The organism is Reyranella sp., assembly GCF_030651995.1.
Lineage (GTDB): Bacteria > Pseudomonadota > Alphaproteobacteria > Reyranellales > Reyranellaceae > Reyranella.
This window is the reverse complement of sequence record NZ_JAUSBN010000085.1, coordinates 59,675-76,085: the sequence shown is the minus strand read 5'-3', so window position 1 is coordinate 76,085 and position 16,411 is coordinate 59,675. Positions and strand designations below refer to the sequence as shown.

Genomic DNA, 16,411 nt, shown 5'->3' with positions numbered 1-16,411 from the left:
AGAACGTCGATGCCGGGCTCGGCCGCCATCATGCCGTAGGCCATGGCGTTGGCGGCGCGCGTCTCGTCCATCGCCGGCCCTTGCGTGAAGTCGGCGGTCGGATGGTCGAGGTCGAGTTCGTAGATGCGCAGGTCGGCGTCGATGATGGTGGCGAGCTGGTTGATGGCGCCGCCGCCGCCCTGGAAGTTCTTCACCATCTGCTGGGTGACTTCGGACGGATAGGCCGAGACGCCGCGCGCGGCGACGCCATGGGTGCCGGCGAACACCGCGATGCGCGGCCGTTCGACCCGCGGCTGGGCGCGGCCCTGCCAGCAGGCCAGCCACTCCGCGATCTCCTCCAGCCGGCCGAGCGAGCCCGGCGGCTTGGTCAGTTCGGCCTGGCGGCGGACCACCTCGGTCTGGGCGGTGAGATCGGGTCCCGGCAGGTCGCGCAGGATCCGGCGCATTTCATCGAAGGAGGCAGCCGACATTGTTTGTCCGGGGGCATTCAGGAAGGGGCCGGACCATCCTATATTCAGGGGATCATGACCAGTCCCCACGAGCCCTCCTCCTCTTCCTACGGGGGCGGCGGCAGCGCACACCGCCCCGCGTCGTTCGACGAATGGCTGCAGGCCTTCAAGGAACAGATGACGTTCTTTACCGGCCTGAAGCTCGATGTCGGCCTGCCGCGCTGGCAGCTGGCCGACGTGCTGCCGGTCCTGCCCCTCGTGGGCGCGGCGATCGGGCTGGCCTCCGGGCTGGTCTTCGCCATCGTGCGCGGCATCGCCGGGCCGGGCTGGCTGGCGGCCGTGCTGGCGGTCGGTGCGGCGATTATCCTGACGCGCGCCCTGCATGAAGACGGGCTGGCCGATACCGCCGACGGGCTGGGGCCGCATGGGCTGGAGCCGGCGCGCCGGCTCGAGATCATGCGCGACAGCCGCAACGGCACCTTCGGCGTGCTGGCGCTGGCGCTCACGGTGCTGATCAAGGTCGCGTGCCTGGCGCAGTTCGGCGCCGCCACCGGGCTCGTCGTGCTGATCTCGGCCCACGCGCTGTCGCGCGCCGTGCTGGCCTATCCGTTGCTGGCCTTCTCGCCGGTCCATGCCGACGGGCTGGGCGCGACGGTGGGCAAGCCGACCGACAACGACGTGTGGATCACCATCGGCATCGGCGCGGGGCTGGCCTTCCTGCTGATGCTGGGCAAGGGCCTGTTCGTGGCCATCCTGGCGCCGCTCGCCGTGCTGGCCTCGGTCTGGTTCACCTCGCACTGGGTTGCCCGGCGGCTCGGCGGCTACACCGGCGACACGCTGGGCGCGGTGCAGCAGAAGGCGGAGGTCGTCTTCCTCGTGGTGGCGGCCCTCTTCATCGGCAGCTAAGAAGGCGGCCGCTTAAAGGGTCCAGTGGAGGAACGGCATGGCGACAGGCGCCAAGATCACGGGAGCGGTCACGCGGTGGTGGTGGGTGCGGCATGCGCCGGTGCCCAATCCGGAACGCCGCTGCTACGGCCAGTCGGACATGGATTGCGACGTGAGCAACGAGGCGCTGTTCCGTCACCAGGCGAAGCTGCTGCCCAGGGGCGCGGTCTGGTACGCCTCCAACCTGCTGCGGGCGCGCAAGACGGCCGAGCAGCTGGCCAGGGCCGGGGCGGAGATGGACACGCTCAACGTCGATCCCGACCTCGCCGAGCAGCATTTCGGCTCGTGGCAGGGGCTCACCTATGTCGAGATCGCCGAGAACCACGCCAACAATCATCTGTTCTGGCTGGGACCGCCGGAATTCCGGCCCGACGGCGGCGAGAGCTTCGTCGACCTGCGCGAGCGCACGGTGCGCAGCATCGACCGGCTGACCGCCGAGCATAAGGGCCGCAACATCGTGGCGACGGCTCATGGCGGCACGATCCGCGCGGCGCTGGCGCACGCCTTCGACCTGCATCCCGAGGCGGCGGTCCGCTTCGAGATCGACAATGTCTCGATCACGCTGATCGAGCATTTCGAGCAGGCCGATCCGGCTCATGCCTGGCGCGTGGCGTTCGTGAACTACATGCCGCGCGAGATCGTCCTCGCCCATGCCGGCGGGCCTGCGTGACGGCGGCCGCCAAGTCGACCGTAGCGCTGGCGGCCGAACAGGCCGCTCATTGGAACGGGCCGGGCGGGCAGGGGTGGCTCCGGGCGCAGGCCCGGCTCGACCATTCGTTGGTCGAGATCGGCCGCCGCGTCCTCGCCTTGGCGAACGCGCAGCCCGGTGAAAAGGCGATCGACGTCGGCTGCGGCCCCGGCACCACGACGGCGGCGCTCGCGGCCTCGGTCGGGCCGGAGGGTCACGTGCTGGGCGTCGACATCTCCCGGGTGCTGATCGAGGCGGCGGCGACGCGACGGCTGTCCAACGCGACCTTCGTCGTGGCCGACGCCGGCACCCATCCGTTCGAGGCGGCGTCCGTCGACCTGATCTTCTCGCGCTTCGGCGTCATGTTCTTCGCCGATCCGGTCGCTTCCTTCGCCAACCTGCGGCGTGCGCTCAAGCCGGCGGGCCGGCTCACCTTCGTCTGCTGGCGGCCGCCGCAGGACAATCCCTGGAGTCTCGCACCGGTGAAGGCGGCCGCGCCGTTCCTGCCGCCGCTGCCGCGGCCCGGTCCGGAAGAGCCCGGCCAGTTCGCCTTCGGAGATCGCGCGAGGGTCGAACGCATCCTGACGGGTGCGGGCTTTGCCGGTCTGGCGATCGAGCCGCTCGACGTTCAGATCTGGATGGGCAAGGACGTGGCCGATGTGGTGGCCAATGCCGGCCGTTTCGGGCCGCTGGCCCGGTCTTTTGCCGACGCCGATCCCGAGTCCGTCGCCAGGGCGAAGGCCGCCATCGGCGAAGCGCTGGCGCCTCACGCGACGACGGAAGGCGTGTCGCTGCCCGGCGCCTGCTGGCTGGTCAGCGCCCGGCCCGGCTGATGGAACATATCTCGACCTTCCCGCTGCCGCCGGTGACGCTGGTGCTGGGCGGCGCGCGCTCGGGCAAGAGCACCCATGCCGAGCGCCTGGTGACGGGCACCCTGCACGGCGGGGCGCCACGACCGGCGGTCTACATCGCCACCGCCGAGGCGGGCGACGTCGAGATGGCGACCCGGATCATGGCCCATCGCGCCCGCCGCGGGGTCGGCTGGACCACGATCGAGGAGCCGCTGAAGCTCGCCGACGTGCTGGAGCAGGAGGCCGCGCGGGGCCAGCCGATGCTGGTCGACTGCCTTACCCTCTGGCTCTCCAACCTCATGCATGCCGGCGAGGATATCGACCAGGCGACCGACGAGCTGGTGCAGTCACTGGATGATCACAACCAGCCGGTGGTCTTCGTCAGCAACGAAGTGGGCCTCGGAATCGTGCCCGAGACGCCGCTCGGCCGAAGCTTCCGGGACGCGATGGGCCGGCTGAATATGCGTATTGCCGAGCGCGCCGACCGGGTGATCCTGATGGCGGCGGGCCTCCCGCTGGTGATGAAGGACCGGCCGGCCCGGCCGCGCTGAGGCGCCTCAACCCGGCGGCAAAACGTGGTATGGTTCGGCTCTCGTGACCATCCAGGCGCTCCCTCGGCGTCGGTCGCCAGCCACACGGAGCAAAAATGAAGCTCGATCGCCGAACCGTCCTCACCGGGACCGCGGCCGCGTTCGCCGCGCCGTTCCTGACCTCAATGCCGGCCCGCGCCGATGCCAAGCGCCAGTCACTGGTCGATTCCTGCCTCGCCACCGCCCGGAAGATCCTGGGCGGTCCCGACTTTCCCGATGCCGCCGGACAGATGGTCAATGCGCGCGGCGTCCTGATCATTCCCGAACTCGTCCAGGGCGGGTTCATCTTCGGCGCCGCCGGCGGTCGCGGCGTCCTGCTGGGCCGCAGTTCGCCCAACAACTGGAGCTTCCCGGCCTTCTACCTCATGGGTTCGGGCAGCGTCGGCCTGCAGGTCGGCGGCAAGGTCTCCGAGATCGTGTTCATCATCCGGACCGAGAAGGGCCTGCAGGCGATCATCGATCACAAGTTCAAGTTCGGGGCGGAAGCCGGCGTTACCATGGTCGCGGTCGGCATCGGCCTCGAGGGCGCCTCGACCGCGGCCGGCGGCGCCGACATCGTGGCCTTCGCCAATTCGCAGGGCCTGTTCGCTGGCGCCTCGATCGAGGGCTCCTACGTCGACGCCGACAACGACTGGAACGCGCTCTATTACGGCAGCGGCGCCACGGCGAAGGGCGTCATCCTCGACCGGCGCTTCACCAATCCGGGCGCCGAACCGCTGCGCAATTTCCTCGCCCGGTGGTAGGCACGACGCAGCCCGGCTGACGTCCTTCCGCTTCAAGTCGACCCGCACGACCTCATCCTGAGGAGCGGCCGCAGGCCGCGTCTCGAAGGATCGGCAACAGGCGTGGTGCTCGTGCCCATGCTTCGAGACGCGCTCCTTGGGAGCGCTCCTCAGCATGAGGTAGGTGTTGGTGATTCGATCGTACTCGGAAAGACTCTAGCCTCGCTGCGGCCTCACATCGGCGGGCAGTGCTTCGAGGAATCGCAGGCTGATTTCGATGCTGCGCAGCGGATCGGCTGAATCGTCCTGCTCGACGAACAAATGCTTCGCGCCGATCGCCAGCGCGGTGCGAACGATCTGCTCCATTGCCAGCACGCCGGCGCCAAGTTCGACGGTCGCGCCGTCGCGCCCGAGATCCTTCAGGTGCAGGAGCGCGACCCGGCTGGCGTTGTCCCGCAGACAGCGCACGGGGTCGAGGCCGCCTTTCGCAGCCCAATAGACATCGAGCTCCAGCCTGACGTCTTCGGGATCGGTTTCCCGCAGCAGCAGGTCGAATGGCGTGGCGCCACCCGCGTAGGGCACGAACTCGTAGTCGTGGTTGTGATAGGCGAGTGCGAGGCCGTGGCCGCGGAGCGTCCGGCCGGCGCGTGCCAGGGTCCCGCAGACCCTCTTCCAGTCATCGGCGGTGCGGCGCTCCCCAGCGTCGACCGACGGGCAGGAGACGAATCTCGCGCCGAAGGTGCGAGCCTCCCGGAGAACCCCGTCGAGATCGTCGCGCAGGCCGTCGTAGCCGGCATGAACTGACGGCACGGCGAGTCCGTGACGCTTCAGCCTCGCCTGGAATTCGCTCGCCGTCATGCCCGCCATCCCGCCGGGCTCGACCTCGAGATAGCCGAGCTGCGCGACCCGCCGCAGCGTGCCGTCCGGATCGGCCGCGAGCGCGTCGCGGACGGTGTAGAGCTGCAATCCGGGCAACCACGCGCGCGGCTGCGCAAGGGCATCGCGGGACAGGCCGAGGGCCGCAGCCAACGGCAGGAAAGTCCTTCTCGTCAGCGTGCCCAAGTCGGGACGCCTCGCCGGCTCTAGGCGACTTTCAGGCCGGCGCCGATCGAGAGCTTGGCTTTCGTCTTGGCCTTGACCTCGTCGACGGTGACGCCGTCGGCGAGTTCGATCAGCGTGACGCCGCCATCGCCCTTCTTGTCGACGGCGAAGACGCCGAGTTCGGAGATCACCATGTCGACCACGCGCCGCCCGGTCAGCGGCAGGGTGCATTCGGGGAGCAGCTTCGAGGCGCCGTCCTTGGAGACATGCTCCATGGTGACGATCACGCGCTTCACGCCGGCCACCAGGTCCATGGCGCCGCCCATGCCCTTCACCATCTTGCCCGGGATCATCCAGTTGGCGAGATCGCCGTTTTCCGCCACTTCCATGGCGCCCAGGATCGACAGGTCGATATGGCCGCCGCGGATCATCGCGAAGCTGTCGGCCGAGCTGAAGTAGGACGTGCCCTTCACCTCGGTCACGGTCTGCTTGCCGGCATTGATGATGTCGGCGTCGACTTCGTTATCATAGGGGAAGGGGCCGACGCCCAGCATGCCGTTCTCGCTCTGCAGCGTGATGTCGACATCCTCGGGCACGTAGTTCGACACCAGCGTCGGGATGCCGATGCCGAGGTTCACGTAGAAGCCGTCCTTCAGTTCCTTGGCGGCGCGTGCCGCCATCTGATCGCGGGTCCAGGCCATCGTTCTCTCCTCAAGCCTTGCGAATGGTGCGCTGTTCGATCTGCTTGTCGTAGGGCGCACCGCAGAAGATGCGCTGCACGAAGACGGCGGGCGTGTGGATGTGGTCGGGATCGAGCTCGCCGACCGGCACCAGCTCCTCGACCTCGGCGACGCAGACCTTCGCCGCGGTCGCCATCATCGGATTGAAGTTCCGCGCGGCCTTCCGGTAGATCAGGTTTCCCGACGTGTCGCCCTTCCAGGCCTTGATCAGCGCGATGTCGCCGAACAGGCCGCGCTCCATCACATATTCCTCGCCGTCGAAGACCTTGGTCTCCTTGCCCTCGGCCACCAGGGTGCCGACGCCGGTCTTGGTATAGAAGGCGGGGATGCCGGCGCCGCCGGCGCGGCAGCGTTCGGCCAGCGTGCCCTGCGGGTTGAATTCGAGCTCGAGCTTGCCCTCAAGGTAGAGCTTGGCGAAGGTCTTGTTCTCGCCCACGTAGGAGCTGATCATCTTCTTGACCTGCCCGGTCTCGAGCAGCAGGCCGAGGCCCGCGCCGTCGATGCCGGCATTGTTCGAGACGCAGGTGAGGCCCTTCACGCCGGACTCGCGCACCGCGCCGATCAGCTTCTCGGGAATGCCGACCAGGCCGAAGCCGCCGCACATCAGCATCAGATCGTCGCGCAGCAGGCCCTCGAGCGCCGACTTCGCATCCTTGTAGACCTTGTTCGCCATCGCTGTGTTCCGTCCTCGCCGGGTTCTTCGGCATATGGAAGGGCCCGGACTTGCCTGTCAATCAGTCGCGAATGCTGCGGCTGCCCGCGACGAATTCCCCCATCAGCCGGTGTCCATCGTCGCTCACGGCGAGGTCCATGAACAGGGTTCGCTCATTGGCGAGGCCTTGTGACAGGGGTGTTTCAGTCGCCGACCGGACCAGCCGCTTGATGTGCGCCATGGCCCGTGGCGACTGCGCCGCCAGCCGGACCGCCATCGTCAGCGCGTGGTCCAGCACCGGCCCGTCGACCGCGGCATGGACCATGCCCAGCGACGCGGCCTCGTCGGGCGACACGGTGCGGCCCAGCAGCGACAGTTCGAGCGCCCGCGCCTCGCCGACCAGGCGCACGAGGCGCTGCGTGCCGCCGGCTCCGGCCAGGATGCCGATGTTGATCTCGGGCTGGCCGAGCCAGTAGGGGCCGCGCTCGGCGAGGCGGATGTCGCAGGCCATGCAGAACTCGAAGCCGCCGCCCATGGCCGTGCCGTTGATCGCGGCGATCACCGGCTTGGGCGCGGCTTCGAGCCGGGTGAGGATCCTGTGGTAGGCGCTTTCGGGCGAGGGCCGGTCGAGCGAGAAGCTTGCGCCCTTGGCGCGCAGCTTCGCCGACATCGCCAGCAGTTCGGACACGTCGTAGTGCTCGATGAACACGCCCTTCAGCGCGCCGGTGAAGACCAGCACCCGCACCGCGGCGTCGGCCAGCAGCCCGTCGACCGCCACCTCAAGCTCGCCGACCATCGCGGCGTTCATGTAGCCCTTGGGCGGATTGTTGAAACGGACGATGGCAACGGCGTCACGCCGTTCGATTTTGATCAGGGGCATACCGGATTGTCGTAGGCCGCGACCCCGATGGCAATCTGTCGCTTAAACGAAATAAACGACATAAACGAAACAACTGAAAGGAAAAGGCCCTCCCCCGCCCCGGGCGCTATTCCCGCTGTTGTGGTGGCTTGGATATCGCGAGGATCGGTGCAGGGACGTCCTGGAGAACCTCGGCTCGGCCAGCGAAAAGCCGCAACGCACAGCCAGGACACGCGCGAGGGCCGCGCTTCGCTCATCGACGTTTCCTCCATTGCTTTTCTTGGCGTGCTTAGAGCCGGATGAGTTGAGGTAGCTCAGTAGAGCCCGTCGTCTCGACCGAAGCGCGCAGCGCGGAGTGGAGAGACCTTCGTTCCACCAAAAGCTGGCCAATCGTGGAAAAAAGGTCTCTCCACTCCGCCTCGCTACGCTCGGCTCCGGTCGAGACGACGGGGGACTATGTATCGCACTCGACTCTCACTTAAGCGCGCTTTTCCTGCGCGAGGCTCAGCGGCTGCGGGAGACGCGTCAGCATCTCCTTCGGCACGACCTGCCAGAAATGACCGACCTCGCGATCCCAGTCGTTGAGCAGGCGCGCGCCCAGCGGCGACTTGGTCTCGGCGACATGTTCGGCCACCAGCGCCTTCAGCACCGCCTCCCAATGCGGATGGTCGATGCGCTGCCACGTCACCGTCTCGGGATTGACCTTGAGCTTGAACGCATCCTCCGGGTCGTAGAGGAACGCCATGCCGCCGGTCATGCCGGCGCCGAAATTGACGCCGACCGGTCCCAGGATGACCGCGGTGCCGCCGGTCATGTACTCGCAGCCGTTCGAGCCCAGCCCTTCGACCACGGTATCGGCGCCGGAGTTACGGACGGCGAAGCGTTCGCCGGCGCGGCCCGAGGCGAACAGCTTGCCGGCGGTCGCGCCGTACAGGACCGTGTTGCCGATGATGGCGTTGGCTTCGGGCACCAGCGGGCTGGAGATGGTCGGCTTCACCACGATGGTGCCGCCGCTCAAGCCCTTGCCGACATAGTCGTTGGCGTCGCCGAATACTTCGAGCTTCATGCCCTGGACGGCGAAGGCGCCGAGCGACTGGCCGGCGGTGCCGCGCAGGCGCACGGTCACGGTGTCGGGCGGCAGGCCCGTCATGCCGTACTTGCGCGTGATCATCGCCGACAGCCGCGTGCCGACGGCGCGATGGGTGTTCCGCACGCTGTACTGCAGCTGCATCTTCTCGCGGTGCGTGAACAGCGGCTGCACGTCGCGCAGCATCTGGGCGTCGAGCGTGTCGGGCACCTCGTTGCGGCCCTCGACCGTGCAGTGCACGGCCTCGCGGCCGCCATCGGCCCGCGTCAGCAGCGGGTTGAGGTCGAGGTCGTCGAGATGGCGCGCACCGCGGCCGACCTGCTTCAACAGGTCGGAGCGGCCGACGATCTCGAGCAGCGACCTGTAGCCGAGTTGCGCCAGGATCTCGCGCACCTCCTCGGCGACGAAGCTGAACAGGTTGACCACCTTCTCGGGGGAACCTTCGAACTTCTCGCGCAGCTTGGGGTCCTGCGTGCAGACGCCGACCGGGCAGGTGTTGGAGTGGCACTGCCGGACCATGATGCAGCCCATCGCGATCAGCGACGCCGTGCCCAGCCCGTATTCCTCGGCGCCCAGCATGGCGGCGATGACCACGTCGCGGCCGGTCTTGATCCCGCCGTCGGTGCGCAGCAGCACCTTGTCGCGCAGGCGGTTCAAGGTCAGCACCTGGTGCGTCTCCGACAGGCCCATCTCCCACGGGATGCCGGCATACTTGATGCTGGTCTGCGGCGAGGCGCCGGTGCCGCCATTGTGGCCGGACACCAGGATCACGTCGGCCTTGGCCTTGGCCACGCCCGCCGCGATCGTGCCGATGCCGGAGCGCGCGACCAGCTTCACGGTCACGCGCGCCTCGGGGTTGATCTGCTTCAGGTCGTAGATCAGCTGCGCCAGATCCTCGATCGAGTAGATGTCGTGATGCGGCGGCGGGCTGATCAGCGTAACGCCCGGTGTCGAGTGACGCAGCTTGGCGATCATCTCGGTGACCTTGAGGCCGGGAAGCTGGCCGCCCTCGCCGGGCTTGGCGCCCTGGGCCACCTTGATCTCGAGCTCGCGGCAGTTGTTCAGGTACTCGGCGGTGACGCCGAACCGGCCCGACGCGACCTGCTTGATGGCAGACGAGGCGTTGTCGCCGTTCGGCCGCGGCCGGTAGCGCGCGGCATCCTCGCCGCCCTCGCCGGAATCGGACTTGGCGCCGATGCGGTTCATGGCGATCGACAGCGTCTCGTGGGCCTCCGGACCCAGCGCGCCAAGCGAGATTCCGGGTGCCACCAGCCGCTTGCGCAGCTCGGTGATCGACTCGACGTCGTCGAGCGGGATGGGCGTGCGGTCGGTCTTGAAGTCGAGCAGGTCGCGCAGATTGATCGGCGGCTGGCGGCGCACGGCCTCGCTGTACTTGCGGTACTTCGCATAGGACTCGGTGTTTACCGCGTCCTGCAGCATGTGGATCAGGGCGCCCTCGAAATTGTGGCGGTCGCCGCCGCGGCGGGCCTTGTAGAAGCCGCCGATCGGCAGCGCGATCACGTCCTCGTCGAAGGCGCGGGTATGCTGCTCGGCGATCTCCTCCTGGATGCCGCGCAGGCCGATGCCCGAGATGCGCGAGGGCATGCCGGGGAAGAACTCCGCGACCAGCGAGCGGGAGAGGCCGACCGCCTCGAAGTTGCAGCCGCCGCGATACGACGACAGGACCGAGATGCCCATCTTGGACATCACCTTGAGCAGGCCCTCGTCGAGCGCCTTCTTGAAGTTGGCGAGGCACTGGCCGAGCGACTGCTTGCCGAACAGGCCGCGCGCATGGCGGGCCGCGATCGTCTCCTCGGCGAGATAGGGGTTCACCGTCGTCGCGCCGACGCCGATGATGACGGCGACATAGTGCACGTCGAGGCATTCGCCCGAGCGCACGTTCAACGAGGTGAAGGTGCGCAGCGACTGGCGTACCAGGTAGGAGTGGACGGCGCCGGCCGCCAGGATCATCGGCAGCGCGGCGCGGTCCCCGTCGACGTTGGCGTCGGTCAGCACGATGTGCAGGCAGCCGCTGCGCACCGCGTCCTCGGCCTCCTTGCAGATGCGCTCGAAGGACTGGCGCATCGCGTCGAGTCCACCCTTCGGATCGAAGGTGCAGTCGATGCGGGCGACGGTGTCGCCCATGTATTTGCGCATCGCCTCGAACTCGGCGTTGAGCACGATCGGCGACTGCAGCGACAGCATCTCGCTCTGGTCGGGCGTCTCGTCGAGGATGTTGCCGAGATTGCCCAGCCGGGTGCGGATCGTCATCACGTTGCGCTCGCGCAAGCTGTCGATCGGCGGGTTCGTGACCTGGCTGAAGTTCTGCCGGAAGTAATGGTGCATGCCGCGATAGGTGTCGCTCAGCACCGCGAGCGGCGCGTCGTCGCCCATCGAGCCGACGGCCTCCTTGCCGTCCTCCACCATGGGATGAAGGATCGCCTCGAGGTCCTCGATCGACCAGCCGGCCGCGAACTGGCGGCGGCGCAGCTCGTCGGCGGGGAAGTGCTCGGTCGCCGGCGCGTCCTGCCGGATCAACGAATCGAGCTCGACCGTGCGCTGGGTCCAGCTCGCATAGTCGTGAGTCGCGGCCAGCATGTCCTTCAGCTCGCGGTCCTTGTAGACCTTGGGCTGGTCCATATCGACGGCCAGCATCTCGCCGGGGCCGAGGCGGCCCTTCTCGACGATCTTGGCCTCGTCCTGCGGCACCATGCCGGCTTCGGAACCGGCGATCAGCAGGTCGTCGGACGTCATGACGTAGCGCATGGGCCGCAGCCCGTTGCGGTCGAGCCCGACCAGCGCCCACTTGCCGGCGACGGCGGCGATGGCGGCCGGCCCGTCCCACGGCTCCATGACGCCGTTCACGTAGTTGTACATGGCGCGATGCTCGGGGGGCACGTTGGGGTTCGTGGCCGAGGCCTCGGGAATCATCATCGTCTTGACCATCGGCAGGTTGCGATGGCCGCGCACCAGCAGCTCGAACACGTTGTCGAGCGCCGACGAATCGGAGGCGCCGGGCTGCACGATCGGCTTCAGGTCCTCGATGAAGCGGCCGAAGTGCTCGTGTTCGAGGCGCGCCTCGTGGCTCTTCATCCAGTTGACGTTGCCCAGGATGGTGTTGATCTCGCCGTTGTGGGCGAGCACGCGGAAGGGCTGCGCCAGCTTCCACTGCGGGAAGGTGTTGGTCGAATAGCGCTGGTGGAAGATCGCGAAGCGCGAAACGAAGCGCTCGTCGAGCAAATCGGGATAGAAGGCGCCGAGATGCTCGGCGAGGAACATGCCCTTGTAGACGACCGACCGGCAGGAGAGCGAGCAGACGTAGAACTCGGCGATGTTCTCGGCGAGCGCTGCCTTCTCCATGCGCCGGCGCAGGATGTAGAGCTGCTTCTCGAACTCGCGATTGTCGAGCTTGGCGTCGCCGCGGCCGATCAGGATCTGCTCGATCTCGGGCCGCGTCTCGTTGGCCTTGGCGCCGATGACCGAGATGTCGACCGGCACCTGCCGCCAGCCGAGGATCGTGTGGCCGAAGCGCAGGATCTCGGTCTCGACGATGGTGCGGCAGCGCTCCTGCGCACCGAGATCGGTGCGCGGCAGGAACACCATGCCGACCGCCAGCCGCCCGGCCTGCGGGACCTCGCCGCTCGAGTCGCGGACATATTCCTTGAAGAAGTCCTGCGGGATCTCGACGTGGAGGCCCGCGCCGTCACCTGTCTTGCCGTCGGCGTCCACAGCGCCGCGGTGCCACACGGCCTTCAGCGCATCGATGCCGGCCGCGACCACGTCGCGGCGTCGCTTGCCGTCCAGCGCCACGACAAGACCGACGCCGCAGGAATCGAGTCCCTCGGCGGGGTTGTAGCCATAGGCGGCGGTGAGCTTGGCGGTGCCGCTCTTGTAGTCGCGGACGAACTGCTCGGCATCGAAGGGACGTGTGGCGGACATGACGAAAAACTCCAGTTCAGGAGATCGGTGTCATCCCGAGCGCAGCGAGGGACCTTTGGGCGGCGCCCGACAAGGGTCCCTCGCTGCGCTCGGGATGACAGGTATTACGTATCCGAGAACAGCTTGCCGGCCTCGGCCCAGTTCTCCTTCTTGATGTCGGTCAGGATGATCTGCACGGCGTCGGGCGTGCAGCCCAGCGCGCGGCAGGTGCCTTCGGTCAGTTCCTTGGCCAGCGCGCGACGCTGTTCGATCGTGCGGCCCTCGAACATCTGGACGTTGATCATCGGCATCTTCTTCTCCCTTGGTCAGAACGTGTGATCGATCGCGACATGGCCGGGCTCTGCCTTCACGCGGGCCAGCCAGGCAGTGACGTTGGGATAGGTCGACAGGTCGAACCCGCCCTCGTCGGCGACATGCGTGTAGGCATAGAGCGCGATGTCGGCGAGGCCGTAGCGGTCGTCGACGAAGAAGGTACGGGTCGCGAGATGCTTCTCCATCACGTCGAGCGCGGCATGCCCCTTCTTCATGATGTCGGGCAGGTTGGCTTCCTGCTGCGGCGAGAGCCTGTCGAGGAAGTGCTTCCAGAAGCGCGCGACGGCGATGTAGGGCTCGTGGCTGTACTGCTCGAAGAACATCCACTGCAGCGTCTTCGCACGCGACAGCCGGTCCGAAGGCCCAAACGGCGTGCCCTCGGCGAGATACCAGAGGATCGCGCCCGACTCGAAGAGGAAGGACCCGTCCTCCAGTTCGAGCGTGGGAATGCGACCGTTCGGGTTCTTCTGCAGGAACTCGGGCGTGCGCGTCTCGCCCTTCAGGATGTCGCACTCGATGCGCTCGAACGGCACGCCGAGCTGCGACATCAGCAGCCAGACCTTGTAGCCGTTGCCCGACCCGGTGAAGTCGTAAACCTTCAGCATGGTCTACTCCGCCGCGATGCGCTGGGCGGCCAGCGCCTTGGCGGTCAGGTGGGAGTGGATGCGCTCGGCGGCATCGCGGCCGTCGCGCACCGCCCACACGACCAGCGAGGCGCCCCGCACGATGTCGCCGGCGGCGAACACGCCGTCGAGGCTGGTCATCATGCTCTTCCAGTCGATCTTGAGCGTGTTCCAGCCGGTGACGCCGAGCTCTGGCGCGCTCATCGCCGCCGGCAGGTCCTCGGGATCGAAGCCCAGCGCCATCAGCACGAGGTCGGCCTCGATGTTCACATGGCTGTTGGCAATCTCCTGCGGCGTCTGGCGGCCCGACGCATCGGGCATGCCGAGATGGATGCGCACGGTGCGGACATGGCTCACCGTCTCCTTGCCGAGGAAGGCCTGCGGTGCGGCGAGCCACACGAACTCGACGCCTTCCTCCTCGGCGTGCTTCACCTCGCGCTGCGAGCCCGGCATGTTGGCGCGGTCGCGGCGATAGAGACACTTCACCGACCGGGCGCCCTGGCGCACGGCCGTGCGCACGCAATCCATCGCCGTGTCGCCGCCGCCGATCACCACGACGTTCTTGCCCGCGGCATTCAGCATTCCCGAGTCGAACGCCGGCACCGTGTCGCCCAGGCCCTGGCGGTTCGAGGCGGTGAGATAGTCGAGCGCCGGGGCGATGCCCGCGAGGCCGACGCCGGGGGCGGCGATGTCGCGCGCCTTGTAGACGCCGGTGGCGATCAGCACGGCGCCGTGACGCGCGCGCAGCTCCTCGAGCGAAACATCGCGGCCGACCTCGCAGTTCAGGTGGAAGGTGACCTTCGAATCGCGCAGCAGCGTCTCGCGACGCTGCACGATCTCCTTCTCCAGCTTGAAGTTGGGGATGCCGTAGATCAGCAGCCCGCCGACCCGGTCGTAGCGATCGTAGACCGCGACCTGGTAGCCCTTGCGGCGCAGCTGCTCGGCCGCGGCGAGGCCGGCCGGGCCGGCGCCGACGATGCCGACGCTCTCGGGCCGCTCGCGCCGCGGCTGGATCGGCTTCACCCAGCCGCGCTGCCAGGCGGTGTCGGTGATGTACTTTTCGACCGAGCCGATCGTGACGGCTTCGAACCCCTTCTCGATGACGCAGTTGCCTTCGCAGAGCCGGTCCTGCGGGCAGATCCGCCCGCAGATCTCCGGGAAGTTGTTGGTCGCGGAGGAGAGTTCGTAGGCCTCTTCGAGCCGGCCCTCGGCGGTGAGCTTCAGCCAGTCGGGGATGTTGTTGTGGAGCGGACAATGGATCTGACAGAAGGGCACGCCGCATTGCGAGCAGCGGGCGGCCTGTTCCGCCGCCTTTTCTTTTGCGAAGCCCTCGTAGATCTCGTCGAAGTCGCGACGGCGTTCGGCTGCCGGCCGCTTGTCGGGCATGGCTTGCGGCGTTCCGACGAACTTCAGCATCCTCTCGGCCATCCCCGGCCTCCTCGGACAAAGTGTGAAATATTATTACGCAAAAAGCGCGCCGTTCGCGCATTTGCAGCGTTGTTGTGTGCCTTAAACCATGCGCCTGGCCAATAGTCAAGAGTACTGACCTACTTTAGGTCTAAGTCAGAGATTTGAAATCACTTGGCTCTTTTGAAGATTCCAGATCGGAGAAATTGATACCGAAACAGGATTAATATCATCGGGCGAGCATAGACGTATTCGATGACGCCTCTATTGGCCTCTTTAGGCGGGGGCGTGCTGGTTGTAGCGGCCGCCGACCCTGTAGCGGTCGAGATACATCGGCAGGATGGCCTCGGCGGCGGTCGGCGTGATGCCGAGCTCGGCGAGTCCGGGGGCGCCCGGGCGGGCGACGTTGTCGGTCACCAGCAGGTCGACCTGGTCGTGGGTCAGCGGCGGGACGGGAAGGAATTCTGCGAAGAAGCCCATGATCTTCATCAGGCCGGCCGGAACGCCGACGATGCGCTTGTGGCGGTCGATCTCGCGCAGAACGAGGGCGGCGATCTCGCGATAGGTGTAGACGCGCGGGCCGCCCAGCTCGAACACGGACTTCGCGGTGTCGGGCCGCTCCAGGACGGCCACCACGGCCGCGCCGACATCGCCGACATAGACCGGCTGGACCTTGGCCGAGCCGTCGCCGACCACGGGCAGGAAAGGCGCCTGGCGGGCGATCTGGGCCATGCGGTTGAACATCGCGTCCTCGGGCCCGAAGACCACGCTCGGACGCAGCATGGTGGCGTTCGCGAAGCCCGAGACGATCGCATCCTCGGCGTCGACCTTGGAGCGGATGAACCTGTTCGTCGAATTGCGCTGGTCCGCGCCGATGCCTGAAATGTGCACCAGGCGCTGCACGCCGGCGGCCTTGGCCGCCTCCGCGATCGCCCTCGCGCCCTCGACATGAACGGTCTCGTAGCGCTGCCGTCCGCGCTGGAAGGCGACGCCGGAGGCGTTGATCACGGCCTGACTGCCGGAGACGGCGGCCGCGACCGAAGCGGGAATGCGCAAATTGGTTCGCAGAATGGTGATCTGGCCGACATCGCCTGCGGTCTTGATCCGCTCCGCGAGCTCGATGCGCCGGCAGGCCACGCGGACCTGGTAGCCCTCCTGCGCCAGCGCCCGCACGATGGCGCGGCCGACGAAGCCGCTGCCGCCAAAGACCGTGACCTGCTTGATGCTCATGGATGCTGCCTATAGCCCAATGCCGTGAAGGTTCAAGGGGCGAAGCGCGCCCGCGCCGCGAGGCGCGAACGTCCAGCGCGGTTGACATCGGCGCGGCCCGGCCCTAACTCAGCGCCCGCACTAGACCGCATGCCGTGCCCAGGTGGCGGAATTGGTAGACGCACTAGTTTCAGGTACTAGCGCCGCGAGGCGTGGAAGTTCGAGTCTTCTCCTGGGCACCATGCGGCTGGTTTCTCCCCGCCCGCAAAAAACCTGAACCGACCCAACCGGCTTGCG

At 67.5% G+C, this 16,411-nt stretch carries 15 protein-coding genes and 1 tRNA gene; 6 read left to right on the top strand and 10 right to left on the bottom strand.

Annotated features, from left to right (window positions below; all coding sequences use genetic code 11):
* On the bottom strand, positions 1–470 hold a 470-nt coding region (locus tag Q7V45_RS26000; protein WP_304857308.1), incomplete at its 3' end, for a nicotinate-nucleotide--dimethylbenzimidazole phosphoribosyltransferase.
* 54 nt (positions 471–524) lie between these two features.
* On the opposite strand from Q7V45_RS26000, the gene cobS reads away from it, so the two are divergent.
* The 5 genes from cobS to Q7V45_RS25975 all read left to right on the top strand — a co-directional run bounded on the left by cobS (position 525) and on the right by Q7V45_RS25975 (position 4,266).
* Positions 525–1,355, top strand: a complete 831-nt coding sequence (gene cobS, locus Q7V45_RS25995) for an adenosylcobinamide-GDP ribazoletransferase (protein ID WP_304857306.1) — start codon at positions 525–527, stop codon at positions 1,353–1,355.
* Positions 1,356–1,392: 37 nt separating this feature from the next.
* Positions 1,393–2,064, top strand: a complete 672-nt coding sequence (locus Q7V45_RS25990; RefSeq protein WP_304857304.1) for a histidine phosphatase family protein — start codon at positions 1,393–1,395, stop codon at positions 2,062–2,064.
* Positions 2,061–2,915 (top strand): class I SAM-dependent methyltransferase, encoded by an 855-nt coding sequence (locus Q7V45_RS25985; protein ID WP_304857302.1) that lies wholly within the window; start codon positions 2,061–2,063, stop codon positions 2,913–2,915. The genes Q7V45_RS25990 and Q7V45_RS25985 overlap by 4 nt, the downstream gene beginning before the upstream one ends.
* The gene (gene cobU / locus Q7V45_RS25980; protein WP_304857300.1) at positions 2,915–3,484 is read left to right on the top strand and encodes a bifunctional adenosylcobinamide kinase/adenosylcobinamide-phosphate guanylyltransferase; all 570 of its coding nucleotides are present in this window, start codon (positions 2,915–2,917) and stop codon (positions 3,482–3,484) included. The genes Q7V45_RS25985 and cobU overlap by 1 nt, the downstream gene beginning before the upstream one ends.
* 95 nt (positions 3,485–3,579) lie before the next feature.
* Positions 3,580–4,266, top strand: a complete 687-nt coding sequence (locus tag Q7V45_RS25975) for a lipid-binding SYLF domain-containing protein (protein WP_304857298.1) — start codon at positions 3,580–3,582, stop codon at positions 4,264–4,266.
* Between the two features lie 195 nt (positions 4,267–4,461).
* On the opposite strand, the gene Q7V45_RS25970 is transcribed toward Q7V45_RS25975, so the two are convergent.
* The 9 genes from Q7V45_RS25970 to Q7V45_RS25930 all read right to left on the bottom strand — a co-directional run bounded on the left by Q7V45_RS25970 (position 4,462) and on the right by Q7V45_RS25930 (position 16,135).
* Positions 4,462–5,307, bottom strand: coding sequence for a sugar phosphate isomerase/epimerase (locus Q7V45_RS25970; RefSeq protein ID WP_304857296.1), 846 nt, complete (start codon positions 5,305–5,307; stop codon positions 4,462–4,464).
* A 20-nt stretch (positions 5,308–5,327) separates the two neighbouring features.
* Positions 5,328–5,987: a CoA transferase subunit B gene (locus tag Q7V45_RS25965; protein WP_304857294.1), complete on the bottom strand. Its 660-nt coding sequence runs from the start codon at positions 5,985–5,987 to the stop codon at positions 5,328–5,330.
* A gap of 10 nt (positions 5,988–5,997) precedes the next feature.
* Positions 5,998–6,699 (bottom strand): CoA transferase subunit A, encoded by a 702-nt coding sequence (locus Q7V45_RS25960; protein ID WP_304857293.1) that lies wholly within the window; start codon positions 6,697–6,699, stop codon positions 5,998–6,000.
* Positions 6,700–6,760: 61 nt separating this feature from the next.
* The gene (locus tag Q7V45_RS25955) at positions 6,761–7,558 is read right to left on the bottom strand and encodes an enoyl-CoA hydratase/isomerase family protein (protein ID WP_304857291.1); all 798 of its coding nucleotides are present in this window, start codon (positions 7,556–7,558) and stop codon (positions 6,761–6,763) included.
* 457 nt (positions 7,559–8,015) lie between these two features.
* Positions 8,016–12,563, bottom strand: coding sequence for a glutamate synthase large subunit (gene gltB, locus Q7V45_RS25950; protein ID WP_304857289.1), 4,548 nt, complete (start codon positions 12,561–12,563; stop codon positions 8,016–8,018).
* 104 nt (positions 12,564–12,667) lie between these two features.
* Positions 12,668–12,853, bottom strand: a complete 186-nt coding sequence (locus tag Q7V45_RS25945; protein ID WP_295134801.1) for a 4-oxalocrotonate tautomerase — start codon at positions 12,851–12,853, stop codon at positions 12,668–12,670.
* A gap of 15 nt (positions 12,854–12,868) precedes the next feature.
* Entirely contained in the window at positions 12,869–13,480 is a 612-nt protein-coding gene (locus Q7V45_RS25940) for a glutathione S-transferase family protein (protein ID WP_304857286.1), read from the bottom strand.
* Between the two features lie 3 nt (positions 13,481–13,483).
* Entirely contained in the window at positions 13,484–14,926 is a 1,443-nt protein-coding gene (locus tag Q7V45_RS25935; protein WP_304857284.1) for an NAD(P)-dependent oxidoreductase, read from the bottom strand.
* 255 nt (positions 14,927–15,181) lie between these two features.
* Positions 15,182–16,135: a complex I NDUFA9 subunit family protein gene (locus Q7V45_RS25930; RefSeq protein ID WP_304857282.1), complete on the bottom strand. Its 954-nt coding sequence runs from the start codon at positions 16,133–16,135 to the stop codon at positions 15,182–15,184.
* 136 nt (positions 16,136–16,271) lie between these two features.
* Here Q7V45_RS25930 and Q7V45_RS25925 point away from each other — a divergent pair.
* A tRNA-Leu gene (locus tag Q7V45_RS25925) sits at positions 16,272–16,356 on the top strand.
* Positions 16,357–16,411 lie beyond the last annotated feature (55 nt).

Bases quoted from the DNA above. Each gene is read 5' to 3' on its own strand.
- cobU (WP_304857300.1), top strand. From the start codon at position 2,915: ATGGAACATATCTCGACCTTCCCGCTGCCGCCGGTGACGCTGGTGCTG.
- Q7V45_RS25930 (WP_304857282.1), bottom strand. From the start codon at position 16,135: ATGAGCATCAAGCAGGTCACGGTCTTTGGCGGCAGCGGCTTCGTCGGC.
- Q7V45_RS25935 (WP_304857284.1), bottom strand. From the start codon at position 14,926: ATGGCCGAGAGGATGCTGAAGTTCGTCGGAACGCCGCAAGCCATGCCC.
- cobS (WP_304857306.1), top strand. From the start codon at position 525: ATGACCAGTCCCCACGAGCCCTCCTCCTCTTCCTACGGGGGCGGCGGC.
- Q7V45_RS25940 (WP_304857286.1), bottom strand. From the start codon at position 13,480: ATGCTGAAGGTTTACGACTTCACCGGGTCGGGCAACGGCTACAAGGTC.
- Q7V45_RS25960 (WP_304857293.1), bottom strand. From the start codon at position 6,699: ATGGCGAACAAGGTCTACAAGGATGCGAAGTCGGCGCTCGAGGGCCTG.
- gltB (WP_304857289.1), bottom strand. From the start codon at position 12,563: ATGTCCGCCACACGTCCCTTCGATGCCGAGCAGTTCGTCCGCGACTAC.
- Q7V45_RS25945 (WP_295134801.1), bottom strand. From the start codon at position 12,853: ATGCCGATGATCAACGTCCAGATGTTCGAGGGCCGCACGATCGAACAG.
- Q7V45_RS25975 (WP_304857298.1), top strand. From the start codon at position 3,580: ATGAAGCTCGATCGCCGAACCGTCCTCACCGGGACCGCGGCCGCGTTC.
- Q7V45_RS25965 (WP_304857294.1), bottom strand. From the start codon at position 5,987: ATGGCCTGGACCCGCGATCAGATGGCGGCACGCGCCGCCAAGGAACTG.
- Q7V45_RS25990 (WP_304857304.1), top strand. From the start codon at position 1,393: ATGGCGACAGGCGCCAAGATCACGGGAGCGGTCACGCGGTGGTGGTGG.
- Q7V45_RS25955 (WP_304857291.1), bottom strand. From the start codon at position 7,558: ATGCCCCTGATCAAAATCGAACGGCGTGACGCCGTTGCCATCGTCCGT.